The sequence below is a fragment of the Hydrogenophaga sp. GW101-3F08 genome (genome assembly GCF_059424585.1).
The window spans coordinates 25,161-39,820 of sequence record NZ_JBWKZP010000014.1 but is presented as its reverse complement, the minus strand read 5'-3'; the positions used below and the strand labels follow the sequence as shown (position 1 = coordinate 39,820).

Sequence of the window (14,660 nt, the reverse complement as noted above, 5' to 3'; positions counted from 1 at the left end):
CGGCCACGCCACCGCCCGCCCCCAACAACAGTGTTACCTTATATTTGAGCGAATCATGCGCCCTGTGAACGCGTTGTGGTGCGGAACTTGAACGCAGCCGCGCCCTCATACTTCACCGGCACCGCCGGCCCGCCAGGGCCACCCACCCTCACCCGCTCCCTCGAATGCTCCCGAAACCCATGCCATCGGCCGTCGCGGCCACCCTCCGCCTGACGCTGCTCCTGCTGTGGGCGCTGTGCCTGCCGCTGGCGGCGCAGGCCCAAGGTCTGCTCTCGGGCGCCCCCGTCCAGACGGTGGTGCAGACCGACCAGGTGCGCGCCGAACTGCTGGCCCACGCCCCCGACGGCGCGGGCCCGGGCAAAACCGTCTGGGTCGGGCTGCAGCTCAGCCACACCCCCGAGTGGCACACCTACTGGAAAAACTCGGGCGACTCGGGCCTGCCGACCCAGTTCGAATGGACCCTGCCCCCGGGCGTGACGGCGGGCGGCATCGCCTGGCCCACGCCGCGCAAGTTCCCGCTCGGCCCACTGGCCAACTACGGCTACGACGGCACGGTGCTGCTGCCGGTGCCGCTGACCATCGACCCCGGCTTCAACGGCAACCACCTGGAAGTGCAGCTCTATGCCGCCTGGCTGGTCTGCCGCAAGGAGTGCATTCCCGAAGAAGGCCGTTTCACGCTGCGCATCCCGGTGCAAGGGTCGACCGGCCTGCACGGCAGCGTGTTTGACGCCGCCTTCGCCGCCGCCCCCAAAGACCAGCCCCCCGCCGACAGCGCCCTGCAGCCCGACGCCGGCTTCCTGAAGGTGTCGCTCAGCGGCCTGCCCGCGGCCTGGCGGGGCCAGACCCTGGAGTTTTTCCCCGAAACCGCCGGCCTGATCGAACCCGGCTCGGCCTGGACCCAGGCCTGGGACGGCGAGCGCTGGAGCGCGCGCCTGCCGCTTTCACCACAGCGCAGCGAGAGCCCGGCCCGGGTGCCCCTGGTGGTGGCCCAGGCCAACCCGCCCGGCTCGGGCGCGGGCAGCGCCGGCGTGCGGCTCGACGTGCCGGTGCAAGGCGCCTGGCCGGCCGTCGCAGCCCTGCCCGTGGCCGTGCCCGACGCCCTGCAGGCCGCGCTCAACGCCAACGCCGCCCGCGCGGCCAGCGCCCCGCCGCCCGCCAGCGGCACCCCCATCACCCTCTGGGCCGCGCTGATCGGCGCGCTCCTGGGCGGCATGATCCTCAACCTCATGCCCTGCGTGTTCCCGGTGCTGGCCATCAAGGTATTGGCGTTCGCGAAACACGCCGACGACCGCACCGCCCACCGCGCCCACGGCCTGGCCTACACCGCCGGGGTGGTGCTGTCGTTCCTGGCGCTGGGCGGCCTGCTGCTCGGCCTGCGCGCCGCGGGCGAACAACTCGGCTGGGGCTTCCAGCTGCAGAGCCCCGGCGTGGTGGCCGGGCTCGCCGTGCTGTTCACCCTGATCGGCCTGAACCTGGCCGGCCTGTTCGAAATCGGCAGCGTGCTGCCCAGCCGCGTGGCCCACTTGCAGGCCAAAAACCCCACGGCCGACGCCTTCCTCACCGGCGTGCTCGCCACCGCCATCGCCTCGCCCTGCACCGCGCCCTTCATGGGCGCCTCGCTCGGCCTGGCCATCGGCCTGCCCGCCGTGCAGGCGCTGGCCGTGTTCGGCGCGCTCGGCCTGGGCATGGCCCTGCCCTACCTGGCCGCGAGCTGGTGGCCCGCCATCGCACGCGCACTGCCGCGCCCCGGCGCCTGGATGGACACCTTCCGGCGGGGCATGGCCTTCCCCATGTTCGGCACCGTGGTCTGGCTGATCTGGGTGCTGGGTCAACAGAGCGGCATCGACGGCGCCGCCGCCCTGCTCATGCTGCTGGTGGTGCTGGCGCTGCTGGTGTGGGCGCTCGGCCTGCGCGGCAAGAGCCGCGCCGTGCTGGCCGGCCTCTCGCTCGCCGGCCTGCTCTGGCTGGGCTGGGCGGTCGGCCCCAACGTGACGCGCCTGCAGGACGCCAGCCCCGGCGCCGCGGTGGCCACCACGGTGGACGGCCTGAACTGGCAGCCCTGGAGCCCCGAGCGCCAGGCCACGCTGCTGGCCGAGGGCCGGCCGGTGTTCGTCGACTTCACCGCCGCCTGGTGCGTGACCTGCCAGTACAACAAGCGCACCACCCTGGCCAACGCCGAGGTGCTCGGCGACATGGCCACGAAAAACGTGGCCCTGCTGCGCGCCGACTGGACCCGCCGCGACCCCGCCGTCACCGCCGCCCTGGCCAGCCTGGGCCGCAACGGCGTGCCGGTGTACGCGATCCACCAGAACGGGCAGCCGAGCACCGTGTTGTCCGAAGTGCTGAGCGTGGGAGAGGTTCGCGCCGCGCTCGCGGGTTTGTAATCCCCGAACCAGCCCGGCCCGCGTTCACTTCCTGGCCAAGAACCAGGCGACCAGCGCGTTGGCGTGGCCGTGACCCAGCTGGTGCTCGGTCTTGAGGAGGCTCACCAACTCCATGTGCTTGAGCGGGCCGGCCTGCGCCAGTACCTGCATCCAGTGGGCGATGGGTTTGCCATACGTCTTCTCGATGGATGGAAAGTAGGATGCGGGACCTTTCACCACTTCTTGCGTTGCCATGGAGGCTCCTTTCGGTCGTTGTTGCGAGGCAAACGGGGCGCGCAGTCTAGATGCACCCACACGCCATGGGCAGCAGGCGACATGGGCTGACTGGCTCCATCACAACGACGAACGTGGGGGCTGGATTTCGACAGACGGAGCGACGGCATCGAAGTGCCACGACGGGTCTTGGAGATCAGGCCCGTGTGGCATGTTCACGATGGCATTTGCATGGGGGAGTGGGAGCTCCCATCGGGCAATCGACCCATTGCGCATCCGCACCTCGGTTCAGATGGGCAAAGGGTCAGGCCTCGGGTGTTTTCGTCGAGCGTGCCAGCGTTGGTGAAATCAATTGCCTCCAGAAGAGTATTCACCAACGGGTGCCGCTGGTCGTGCAACCAATAACTGGTTCCACAGGGGCCCATTCAATGATCCGGGATGCGACACATGGCTGCGCCCGGAGTTGTAACCATCTCCAACTTGTGCAACAAGTCCGTCTATACTGAAAAAGCAGTTGAGGGACGGGGGTCAGTCTGTCGGCTGCAACGGAGGCAAGACCAAAGCGGTTCGAACCTCATCGCATAGGCGGTGAAAAAATCGGACTTCCGACTGACTGCAGTGTCCACATTTTTGAGGAGAATAGGTATGAAAAGAGCTCGTTTCAATCCAATAACTCTTATCCTCGCGCTTTTCGCGTTGGCGGCCGGCTCGATGGCGCAAGCGCAGGCGACCCGCACTTGGGTGTCCGGTGTGGGCGATGATGTCAACCCCTGTTCCCGCACCGCCCCGTGCAAGACCTTTGCGGGGGCCATCTCAAAGACCGCCACGAATGGCGAAATTTCGGTTCTGGATCCGGGTGGGTATGGCGCCGTGACGATCACCAAGTCCATTACCATTGATGGAAGCAAAGGCGCCGGATTTGGCTCGATCCTGGCGGCGTCCACCAACGGAATTATTATTAACATCACGGATATGGCTGACACCCGAAAAACCGTGGTTCTGCGCAATCTGTCCATTAACGGCGGCGGCACCGGGTTGAGGGGAATCAATATCCTGGCGGCGGCGAAAGTGATCATCGCGGATAGCCAGATTTTTGGTTTTCAGGGAAGCCCAGGCGTAGGCATCAGCGATACGCGCGCCGGGGGCAAGCTGATTGCTTACGGCACCGAAGTCAGCCACAATTTGGGAAGCGCGATCCTGATGCAACCCACGGCTCTCGTCACGGCGGCGCTCGATCACATGCAACTTAGCGCCAATGGCAATTCGGGAATATTCGCGGGAAACAACACTCGGGTCACCATCAGCAATTCCATCGTTGCAGGCAACGTCTCTCACGGCGTGTTCGCGGACGGCACCGGAATCATCAACTCCGACAATGTGCACATATCAAACAACGGCAACACAGGCGTCATTACCACCGGTGGAGGGACTATTCGCCTCTCCAATTCCGTTGTGACGAACAATGCCGTCGGCTTTAACAATGGCGGAACGATCAACACCTTTACACCCGCCAGCAACAAGATCATGGGTAACGCAGGCGCGAATGTCGGAGCGCTTACGCCAATAGCTCAGCAGTAACACGCAACGACCGATTGATGCTACGTTCCAAAGCCAGCCGCTATTCGGCTGGCTTTGTTGTGCTCCAGCCTTAAGGGTCACGCCGCCTGGGTTTATAGAGACACAGCCCGCCATACCGGAAGCCAACGGATACGGTTGGCAAAAAATCGACCCTCATTGTGGTCGCGCCCACATGGGTCAATTAGACATGATTGGATTCTCCACTTTTCAGCGCAATCCATATACTCGACGTGAGGGGGCTCCAATACGGCGTGATTTCGTCGTTCACCAAGGTGCGATAGAACGCGCAAACTGCACCCATCACCCGCGTCGAAATCGCCTCCAGCACTGCTGATGCAGCCTGCCAGGTCCGGTGCGCCTTGACATCACCAAAGGAAGCTCGCAGCCACCCCATCTTGACCGCAGGACGCGGTCATGCTTTTGGGAATGCGTTGTCAGGCTGGCGGCCAGCGATGTGGCAGCAGCTCGCCGATCTGGGCGGGCACCACCGGGATCGATATCGAGAGGACGGCTTTCATGATGCCCGACATTCAAAATCGGAGGCGTTGCACGGCTTTATCGCGCAGCGTCCCCTGCAACGCAGAGCGGGGTGTCTTGCGATAAGTTCTTGAATGGGTCATGGATGCACCTTCTCGTGCCGTTCCAGCATTGATACGAACTGTGAAATTCGTCTTGCGCGCGTTTCGACCTTCTTGGCCGTTTGAATCCTGAACAGAACAGCGTACCGATTCCGGCTGTCGAGCGTTTCGAAAAACGCTTTGGCTCGCGCATTGCCATCCAAAGCAGACTGAAAATCGCTGGGTACAGTTGCTTTGCTGGATGAGTCATACGCAGCCTCCCATCGCCCGTCGAGCTTCGCGCGCTCAATCTCTTTCAGCCCAGCAGGTCTCATTTTCTTTGCTTCGATCAGAGCCAGCGCTTTGTCCCGATTGATCTTCGACCAAAGACTCTTGTCCGAGCGTCGGGTAAATTTCTGGAGCCAGAATTGATCGCTGTGCGCCTGCTTTTGCCCATCTATCCAGCCAAAGCAAAGTGCGACTTCGACGGCCTCGTCGTATGAAACCGACAGCGCATCGGTGCCCTTCTTTGCGAGCTGCAACCAGACCCCAGGCGATGAGGTGTGATTTTCATTCAGCCAGGCTGACCAGTCCACTTGCCGTTCAAAACGATGAATCGGCAGCTCAGTCGAGGACTTGGGTTGAGGCTTCATTCGCGATTCCTGAGGAGCCGATGTAGTTGAATGCATCATGCGCCTCCCTTGCAGCTGATGAACCTTGTTGACCTGGACCCCGAACAGCGCGAGGTGGCGGCGGGCTTTTTTCTGAATGGGCAGTGTAAGTTTCAATCGGCGACGCGGGCAATGGCAGGCGCCGGTTGACAGGCCTGCTGTGTGCGGCTCAACACGCTGGCCCGCCACCGTCTGACCCGCCTGCGCCAGCGCAAACCGTCCGCCCACCCCAGGCGGGATAATCCCCGCTTCCCATCAGACGACCGCACCGGACACCCCCATGAGCCACGCCCCCCTGCAGAACGACACTTTCCTGCGCGCCTGTCTGCGCCAGTCCACCGAGTACACCCCCGTGTGGCTGATGCGCCAGGCCGGGCGCTATCTGCCGGAATACCGCGCCACGCGCGCCAAGGCGGGCAGTTTCATGGGGCTGGCGACGAATGTGGACTTCGCCACCGAGGTGACGCTGCAGCCGCTGGACCGCTACGCGCTGGACGCGGCGATCCTGTTTTCCGACATCTTGACCGTGCCCGACGCCATGGGCCTGGGCCTGTCGTTTGCCATGGGGGAAGGCCCGAAGTTCGAGCGCACCGTGCGCACCGAGGCGGACGTGGACCAGCTCGCCGTGCCCGACATGGACAAGTTGCGTTATGTGTTCGACGCGGTCACCAGCATCCGCAAGGCGCTCAATGGGCGGGTGCCGCTGATCGGTTTTTCGGGCAGCCCCTGGACGCTGGCCTGCTACATGGTGGAGGGCGGCGGCTCGGACGACTACCGCGCGGTGAAGACGCTGATGTACAGCCGCCCGGACCTGATGCACCGCATCCTGGCCGTGAACGCGGATGCGGTGGCGGTGTACCTGAACGCGCAGATCGAGGCGGGCGCGCAGGCGGTGATGGTTTTTGACAGCTGGGGCGGTGTGCTGGCGGACGGCAAGTTCCAGGACTTTTCGCTGACCTACACCAAGCGTGTGCTGGCGCAGCTCAAGCGCGAACACGACGGCGCCACCATTCCGCGCATCGTGTTCACCAAGGGCGGCGGCCTGTGGCTGGACGACATGAAGCCGATGGACTGCGACGTGTTGGGGCTGGACTGGACGGTGAACCTGGCCAAGGCGCGCGCGCAGGTGGGCGAGGGCCCGCACGGCAAGGCGCTGCAGGGCAACATCGATCCCAACGTGCTGTTTGCTTCGCCGGCCCAGATCGAGGTCGAGGTGGCGAGCGTGCTGGCGAGCTTTGGCACGCCGCACCAGGGCCCGGGCGAAGGCGCCACCCACATCTTCAACCTGGGCCACGGCATCAACCAGCACACCCCGCCCGAGCACGTGTCGGCCCTGGTGGACGCGGTGCACGCGTTTTCGCGGCAGCAACGGGCGCGGGCCTGAACGCCAGCGGCCGTGAGCGCCGCGGCCCGCAGGGCGAAGGTACTCCGTGAGCGCCGCCCGACCGCTCCGAAGGCGCTCAGCCCCGCAGGGCACAGCGCGGAGGGTCGTCCAGTGAGCACCGCGGCCCGCCTGGACAGCGCGCCTTGGGGCAGGCTGCGGCGACGGGAAAAACCGTCATGCGCCGGTCACAATGACCACCGCCCGACAGGCCCATAGCACAAAACCAGCGGAAAAGAGGACTTGACAGCCATCACTTATGCACAAAATTTGTGCTGCGGCGCGCAAAAGGGTCCGGCTCTGGAAAACCGTGAAGTCTTTGACACCCATCTTTGCAAGTTGTTGATTTCATTGGATATTGATTTCTGCTTTTTTTCCGGGCAGTTTAAACAAACCCTTGATTTTCAAGGGCTCCCGGCCCGTCAACACCATCTATCAACAAAGTTATCCACAGAAAACCTGAACAGTCGCGGAAGCGAAGTCAAATCAACAACTTACATCGCTTTCCTGCAGTTCGACTGAGGAACAACCGCTAACCATGGCTTTCTGGCCCAGTGTGATCGTGGCGACCCCGGCCCACAGCGGGGTGGGCGCCAGCCTGACTTACCGAAGTGAGTTGTTGCTCGCGCCGGGTGCGTTGGTGCGGGTGCCGCTGGGTTCGCGCGAGGTGCTGGGCGTGGTCTGGGACTGCCCGACCACACCGCCCGAAGGGCTGACCGAGGCGCAGACCAAGGCGGTGGCGGGCGTGCTCGACGGCCTGCCCCCGCTCAACGGATGCTGGCGGCAGTTGGTCCGCTTCGCCGCCCAGTACTACCAGCGCAGCCTGGGCGAGGTAGCGCTGGCCGCGCTGCCGCCGCAGTTGCGCGAGTTGGGCAATGACCAGCTCGCGCGCCGGCTCAAACGCCGCGCCAAGGCCGTGGCCAGCGCCACGCCGGCGGAGGAGGAAGCGGGCACCGCCCCGGTGCAGCCCGGCGGCCACGACCTGAGTGCCGAGCAGGCCGAAGCGCTGCAGGCCTTGGCGGCGGCCACCGCGCCGGTACTGCTGTACGGCGCCACCGGCAGCGGCAAGACCGAGGTGTACTTGCGCGCCACGCAGCAGGCACTGCAGGCGGGCGCCCACACCCAGGTGCTGGTGATGGTGCCCGAGATCAACCTCACGCCGCAGTTGGAGACGCGCTTTCGCGAGCGCTTCGAGCCCGCGTTCGGTGCCGGCTCGGTGGTCTGCCTGCACAGCGGCATGACGCCGGCGCAGCGCCTCTCAAGCTGGCTGGCGGCGCACACGGGCAGCGCGCGCATCGTGCTGGGCACGCGCATGGCGGTGTTCGCCAGCCTGCCGGGGCTGCGGCTGATCGTGGTGGACGAAGAGCACGACCCGAGCTACAAGAGCCAGGAGGGGGCGCGGTATTCGGCGCGGGATCTGGCGGTGTATCGGGCGAAGATCGAGAGTGAGGCTTTGGCCACTGACGGAACGGGTCTGCACGCGGACCCTCACCCCCGCCCTCTCCCAGAGGGAGAGGGCGTGAACACCCCTCGCTGCCAGGTGCTGCTGGGCTCGGCCACGCCTTCGCTGGAGAGCTGGCACGCGGCCGACCAGGGGCGTTATGTGCGGCTGGCGATGCCCGGGCGCATCGGCGGCGGGGCGCTGCCGCGCCTGCGCCTGGTGGACATGAACCACCAGCCCAAGGGCGCCGTGCTGGCGCCGCCGCTGGTGGCGGCCATGGGCGAGCGCATCGCGCGCGGCGAGCAGTGCCTGGTGCTGCTGAACCGCCGCGGCTACGCGCCGGTGCTGGCCTGCCACGACTGCGGCTGGAAAAGCGGTTGCCCACATTGCAGCGCCTACCGCGTGTTCCACAAGCTGGACCGCACCCTGCGCTGCCACCACTGCGGCTTCACCGAGCGCGTGCCGCGCGCCTGCCCGGACTGCGGCAACATCGACATCGCGCCGGTGGGCCGCGGCACCGAACAGATCGAAGAACAGCTCGCCGGCCTGCTGGCCGACGTGCGCCGGCCCGACGGCAGCCCGGCCCGGGTGGCGCGCATGGACGCGGACTCGACCCGCCTCAAGGGCAGCCTGGAAATGCAGCTCGCCGCGCTGCACAGCGGCGAGGTGGACGTGTTGGTGGGCACGCAGATGATCGCCAAGGGCCACGATTTCCGGCGCATTACCCTGGTGGCCGGCATCAACGCCGACTCGGCCCTGTTCGCCAGCGACTACCGAGCGCCCGAGCGCCTGTTTGCGCTGCTGATGCAGGCGGCGGGCCGCGCCGGGCGCGACGCGGCGCAGAGTGGCGCGAGCGAGATGTGGGTGCAGACCTGGTACCCGCAGCACCCGCTGTTTGCCACGCTCAAAAAACACGACTACCCGGCCTTCGCCGCCGAACAGCTGACCGAGCGCGAGCAGGCCGGCATGCCGCCCTACGGCTTTCAGGCCCTGCTGCGCGCCGACGCGCGCACCCAGCAGGCCGCGCAGGCGTTTCTGAACATCGCCGCCGAGCAGGCCACCGGCCTGCCGCTCCGCGACCAAATCACGCTCTACCCCGCCGTGCCGCTGACCATCCAGCGCGTGGCCAACGTGGAGCGCGCGCAGATGCTGGTGGAAAGCGCCTCGCGCGGCGCTCTGCAGCGCTTTCTGGCGGCCTGGCAGCCGGTGCTGCACGGTTGCCGCAGCGCGCCCGAGGCCAAGGGCCTGGTGCGCTGGGCGGTGGACGTGGACCCGCTGTCCATTTGAGGGAATCCCATGGCACGCAAATCCAAAGCGACACCCCAGCCGCCAGAACCCGAAGACGAAACCGAAGAACCGGGCTCGCCCGCGCCGCGCATGAAGATGAACACGCCCTGCGCGTGGGACGGCGACACGCTGGTGGTCAACATCCTGGGCACGCCGGCGGCCAAGCGCGACGCGATCGGCAAGACCAAGGGCCACCAGCTCAAGGTGAGCGTGACGGCCACGCCGGTGGCGGGCAAGGCCACCGATCACATGGTGAAGTTCCTGGCGGAAGAGTTCGACGTGCCGGCCAAGGCCATCACCGTGGTGTTCGGCCGCTTCAACGTCAACAAGCAGCTGCGCATCCTGGCGCCGAAGAAGATACCGGCGGTGCTGGCGAAAGTGCTGGAGGGCTGAGCCGTTCGCCACACACGCGGAACCCGCGCGGTGTCACGGGCGTTTCACGAACGGCGCCCAGAATCGTGGCTGTGCTCAATGTCCGACACACAACGGACGGCATACCCGGCCACCCTCGCGGTGGCCGATCCATTGGGGCCGGGCGGTAACAGCGCCGCTAGCCCACCGCACCAGCGCTCAGGTGCAGCCGACGGGTCAGCGCAAACCGGGCGAAATCGGCGTCGAAGCTCACCAGCTAGCCCCGGATGCGGTGGAACCGGCTCCGCCGGGCCACTCGCATCGCCCCCTGGGGGGTGACGGGCGCAGCCCGGCGCGGGGGGGTTACAAATCCATCACCTTGGTCCAGGCCGCGACGAAGTCTTTCACGAACTTCTTGCCCCCGTCGTTCTGCGCATACACCTCGGCGATGGCACGCAGCTGCGAGTTGGAACCGAAGGCCAGGTCCACACGGGTGGCCGTCCATTTCACGGCGCCGGTCTGGCGGTCGCGGCCCTCGTAGGCGTTGTCACCGGTCGGCTTCCAGGCGGTGGACATGTCCACCAGGTTGATGAAGAAGTCGTTCGTCAGTTGGCCCGGGCGCCTCGTGAACACCCCGTGCTGCGAGCCCCCAACGTTGGCGCCGAGCACGCGCAACCCGCCGACCAGCACCGTCATCTCAGGTGCGCTGAGCATGAGCAGTTGCGCCTTGTCGAGCAGCATCTCTTCGGGCGACACGCTGTAGGCGGCCTTGCGGTAGTTGCGGAAGCCGTCGGCCTGGGGTTCGAGCGCGGCGAACGATTCCACGTCGGTCTGTTCTTGCGTGGCGTCGGTGCGGCCGGGGGTGAACGGCAAATCCACCGGCTGGCCGGCGGCCTGGGCAGCGGCCTCCACGCCGGCGTTGCCGGCCAGCACGATCAGGTCCGCCAGCGACACTTTCTTGCCCCCGGTGGCGCCGGTGTTGAAGCCGCGCTGGATTTCCTCCAGCACGGCCAGCACCTTGGCCAACTGGGCCGGCTGGTTGGCCTCCCAGTCTTTCTGCGGGGCCAGGCGGACGCGGGCGCCGTTGCTGCCCCCGCGCCGGTCGGAGCCGCGGTAGGTGGAGGCCGAGGCCCAGGCGGTGGACACCAGCTCGCTCACGGCAAGGCCCGAGGCCAGCACGCGGGCCTTGAGCTCCTTCGCGTCGGCGGCGTCGATCAGCGGGTGGTCCACCGGCGGCACCGGGTCCTGCCAGATCAGGTCTTCGGCCGGCACTTCGGGGCCGAGGTACAAGGCCTTGGGGCCCATGTCGCGGTGGGTCAGCTTGAACCAGGCGCGGGCGTAGGCGTCGGCGAACTCGTCGGGGTGGGCCGCGAAGTGGCGCGAGATCTTCTCGTAGGCCGGGTCGAAGCGCAGCGAGAGGTCGGCCGTGGTCATCACGGGCGGGTGCTTCTTGCTCGGGTCGTGGGCGTCGACCACCATGTCCTCGGGCGCCACGTTCTTGGCGCGCCACTGAATGGCACCGGCCGCCGTGGTCATCTGTTCCCACTCATATTTGAAGAGCACCTTGAAGTAGCCCATGTCCCACTTCGTCGGGTTGGGTTTCCAGGCGCCTTCGAAGCCGCTGGTGGTGGCGTCGCCGCCCTTGCCTGTGCCATGCTGGTTGATCCAGCCCAGGCCCATTTCCTCGATGGGCGCGGCCTCGGGTTCGGGGCCGACCAGGGCCGCGTCACCGGCGCCGTGCATCTTGCCGAAGGTGTGGCCGCCGGCCACCAGGGCCACGGTTTCATGGTCGTTCATGGCCATGCGGGCGAAGGTCTCGCGCACGTCGCGGCCGCTGGCCACCGGATCGGGCTTGCCGTCCGGGCCCTGCGGGTTCACGTAGATCAGGCCCATCTGCACAGCGGCGAGCGGATTCTCCAGATTCCGCTCGCCGCTGTAGCGGCTGTTGGGTTTGTCGCTGGTGGCCAGCCACTCCTTTTCCGCGCCCCAGTAGATGTCCTCTTCGGGCGCCCAGATGTCGGCACGGCCACCGCCGAAACCGAAGGTCTTGAAGCCCATGGTTTCCATGGCCACGTTGCCGGCCAGGATGAACAGGTCGGCCCAGGAGATGGCGTTGCCGTACTTCTGCTTGATCGGCCAGAGCAGGCGGCGGGCCTTGTCGAGGTTGCCGTTGTCGGGCCAGCTGTTGAGCGGTGCGAAGCGCTGGTTGCCGGTGTTGGCGCCGCCGCGGCCGTCCGCCGTGCGGTAGGTGCCGGCGCTGTGCCAGGCCATGCGGATGAACAGGCCGCCGTAGTGGCCGTAGTCGGCCGGCCACCAGTCCTGGCTCTGGGTCATCAGCGCCGCCAGGTCTTTCTTGAGCGCGGCGTAGTCCAGCTTCTGGAAGGCCTCGGCGTAGTCGAAGTCCGGGTCCATCGGGTTGGACACCGGCTGGTGCTGGTGCAGGATGGACAGGTTCAGCTGGTTGGGCCACCAGTCGGCATTGGACTGGGCGCCGTGCGTGGCGCGCGCGCCGGCGGCGGCGTGGAAGGGGCATTGGGCTTCGGTTTGGGGGGTGCTCATGGTGTTCTCCTGTGGGTGGGCGGTTGACCGGAAAAGGGGGAAAAGGGGTTCAGAACGTGGCGGCCAGGGCCGCCAGGGCGTCCATCCAGTCGCGGTGAACCCAGGGGGTGGAGGCAGACGGTGCCATGACGGGACTCCTGTGCGTGTGAGGGAACCCATACCTTAGGGATGCCGGGTTGAAATGTCGACTCAATTGAACCAATAAATTCGATAGCCAACACCAATGGATCGATGCAGAACCTCACGGGGGCGTCTTCCCGCCCACAGGATGGAACTGTTCAAATGCGCGCGCACCCATGACCATGCCCCCAAGGAGGACAAAGATGACGATGACGGTGATGAAGCGGACCTGGCGCGCGCTGATGGCGCTGTGGCTGGCGGTGCTGCTGGCGGCCTGCGCCAGCGGCCCGAAGCTGGTTTCGCACGGGTTCAGCTTTGACGCGCTCAAGGACAAATGGGCTGAGTCCGTGGACCTGCTCGCCTACGCGTACGGGGATGGGTACCAGATGGTACGCAACGACATCGCAAACCCCCGCAGCTCGGTGTACGCAGGATTGTCGAAACTACCGCCTGGCACAGGCGTCAATGGCCCAATGCCGGTGGGTGAATTCCTTTTCGTCAAGTGGCGGGTGAAGGCCACTGGCGAGGTGCTGGAGCAACGCGTCGATTTGCGGAACAGGCTACCCAGGGACATGACCGACCACGAGCTGACCTTCGTGATCGACGGGCGGCAGCTGCATGTGTATGTCGTGACGCCTCGCCGCAAGAAGTCGTTCGATGAACCTCCGATTCTCAAGACTTGGCGATCCGAGTTCGCCCATGCGTACGAGATCTTCCCCACGATGCAGAAGCTTTGAGTGGAGAAGCCATGGGCACCTCACCTGTACGACTGCTCAGCGACGAAGAGATGGCGCGACTGCCTACCGCATGCGCTTCGATGGAGGCGGTGGGCAAAGCCGGCGCTTCCAGCCGTTTCAATTTCTTCGCAGCCTTCGATGGCACCAACAATCACAAAGGCAATCTCAAACTCTCGGGCGACCCCTATCAAACGAATGTCGCCAATTTGTTTGAACAGGCAGATCGTCAACGCTCCTCAACATTTGAATCGGCCTACTACCCAGGTGTCGGCACGGGCGGTTCCCAAGGCAATGTTTTCAACGCCGGCCTCAACCCCACTCCTGCCATCGACGCTGCGGCGGAAAAGGCCTACGCAGACTTCAGCCACGCCGCTCAGAGATACCTGCGAGACAACCCCGACGCCACCCCCGCCGACCTCGGCGCCTCCGTCACCGGTTTCAGCCGCGGCTGCACCTCGGCCGTGCGCTTCGCCCAGCTCGTCAACGAACGCGGCCTGGTGGCCCCCGACGGCGCCGTGGTCGCGAAGCCGGGCAGCGTGCCCATCACCGCGATGGCGCTGATGGACCCGGTAGCCACCGGCGTTCAGGGCGAGCTGGCCGTGCCGCCCAATGTCAAAGGCCAGGTGCTGGTGGTGCAGGCCGAGCAGGAAAACCGCAGCTGGTTCCGGCCACTGGACTACAGCGACGACCCACGCGTCGTCACCGTGCGCCATCCCGGCAACCACGTCGGCGTGGGCGGCGGCTACGACCGCAACGGCACCGCCGCGAATGTGCACGAGGGCATCACCGCCTACTTCCAGCGCCGAGGCCTGCCGCTGGCCGACGTGCCGCCCGAGCAGCGCCACGACCCCAGCCAGCGCCCCTGGCTGCGCACCGAGGCCTACCAGACCGCGCGCAATGGCGACGTGCTGACCGAGGACAACGGCAAACCCAAGGCGCGCTGGCCGCTGGACGACCCGGACCAGCCCCGGGTGCAGGTCAAACCGCCCATGTCCGAACAGCACAAGGCCTGGCTCCGGCAGGCCTACACCGAGCTGGCCCCCACGCTCAAGACCACCGGGCTGAGCCCCGAGCAGTGCCTGCAGGTGAGCGCGGCCTGCGTGGCCAGCGCCGCAGGGCACGACGGCTGGGGCCCGCCGCAGCGTTTTCTGGTGAGCAAGGACGGCGGGCGGGTCGCGGTGCAACACCAGAGCGGGCGCTTCGACGAGCTGAGGGTGGACGACTCGCTGCGAACCAGCGCCCAAAGCCATCTGGATCGTGCGCAGGAGGCCCGGGACACCGTGCCCGGACCACAGCAGGAACGTGCAGCACCGGTGCGCAGCGAGCAAGCGCTCGCGCGCTGATGCGCGGGCCGTTCGCGGCACCCCGAGACGAACCCGGG

At 66.3% G+C, this 14,660-nt stretch carries 11 protein-coding genes; 8 read left to right on the top strand and 3 right to left on the bottom strand.

The genetic code is table 11. The features are described from left to right. Positions 1–179 precede the first annotated feature (179 nt). On the top strand, positions 180–2,384 hold the full coding sequence (locus tag AC07YZ_RS24120; RefSeq protein WP_494796626.1) for a protein-disulfide reductase DsbD family protein: 2,205 nt from the start codon (positions 180–182) through the stop codon (positions 2,382–2,384). A gap of 24 nt (positions 2,385–2,408) precedes the next feature. Here AC07YZ_RS24120 and AC07YZ_RS24115 read toward each other — a convergent pair whose 3' ends face one another. Further along, a complete protein-coding gene (locus AC07YZ_RS24115) occupies positions 2,409–2,618 on the bottom strand; it encodes a DUF4287 domain-containing protein (RefSeq protein ID WP_226490150.1) in 210 nt (69 codons plus the stop codon). A gap of 624 nt (positions 2,619–3,242) precedes the next feature. Between AC07YZ_RS24115 and AC07YZ_RS24110 the strand changes: the two genes are divergently transcribed. After that, positions 3,243–4,175: a right-handed parallel beta-helix repeat-containing protein gene (locus tag AC07YZ_RS24110; protein ID WP_226490151.1), complete on the top strand. Its 933-nt coding sequence runs from the start codon at positions 3,243–3,245 to the stop codon at positions 4,173–4,175. A 616-nt stretch (positions 4,176–4,791) separates the two neighbouring features. Here the strand turns inward: AC07YZ_RS24110 and AC07YZ_RS24105 are convergent. Then, entirely contained in the window at positions 4,792–5,385 is a 594-nt protein-coding gene (locus AC07YZ_RS24105) for a YdeI/OmpD-associated family protein (RefSeq protein WP_494796625.1), read from the bottom strand. A 298-nt stretch (positions 5,386–5,683) separates the two neighbouring features. On the opposite strand from AC07YZ_RS24105, the gene hemE reads away from it, so the two are divergent. The 4 genes from hemE (at position 5,684) to AC07YZ_RS24085 (ending at position 9,905) form a co-directional block, all read left to right on the top strand. Then, positions 5,684–6,787, top strand: coding sequence for a uroporphyrinogen decarboxylase (hemE, locus tag AC07YZ_RS24100; protein ID WP_494796624.1), 1,104 nt, complete (start codon positions 5,684–5,686; stop codon positions 6,785–6,787). 240 nt (positions 6,788–7,027) lie between these two features. After that, positions 7,028–7,306: a hypothetical protein gene (locus AC07YZ_RS24095; RefSeq protein WP_226490154.1), complete on the top strand. Its 279-nt coding sequence runs from the start codon at positions 7,028–7,030 to the stop codon at positions 7,304–7,306. Positions 7,307–7,322: 16 nt separating this feature from the next. Continuing rightward, positions 7,323–9,512, top strand: a complete 2,190-nt coding sequence (priA, locus tag AC07YZ_RS24090) for a replication restart helicase PriA (RefSeq protein ID WP_494796623.1) — start codon at positions 7,323–7,325, stop codon at positions 9,510–9,512. Positions 9,513–9,602: 90 nt separating this feature from the next. Beyond that, a complete protein-coding gene (locus AC07YZ_RS24085) occupies positions 9,603–9,905 on the top strand; it encodes a DUF167 domain-containing protein (RefSeq protein ID WP_494796658.1) in 303 nt (100 codons plus the stop codon). Between the two features lie 321 nt (positions 9,906–10,226). Here AC07YZ_RS24085 and katG read toward each other — a convergent pair whose 3' ends face one another. Continuing rightward, the gene (gene katG / locus AC07YZ_RS24080) at positions 10,227–12,422 is read right to left on the bottom strand and encodes a catalase/peroxidase HPI (RefSeq protein ID WP_494796622.1); all 2,196 of its coding nucleotides are present in this window, start codon (positions 12,420–12,422) and stop codon (positions 10,227–10,229) included. A gap of 323 nt (positions 12,423–12,745) precedes the next feature. Here katG and AC07YZ_RS24075 point away from each other — a divergent pair, with 323 nt between their 5' ends. After that, on the top strand, positions 12,746–13,279 hold the full coding sequence (locus tag AC07YZ_RS24075; protein ID WP_494796621.1) for a hypothetical protein: 534 nt from the start codon (positions 12,746–12,748) through the stop codon (positions 13,277–13,279). 11 nt (positions 13,280–13,290) lie between these two features. Then, positions 13,291–14,622, top strand: coding sequence for a hypothetical protein (locus tag AC07YZ_RS24070; RefSeq protein WP_494796620.1), 1,332 nt, complete (start codon positions 13,291–13,293; stop codon positions 14,620–14,622). The last annotated feature ends 38 nt before the right edge of the window (positions 14,623–14,660 follow it).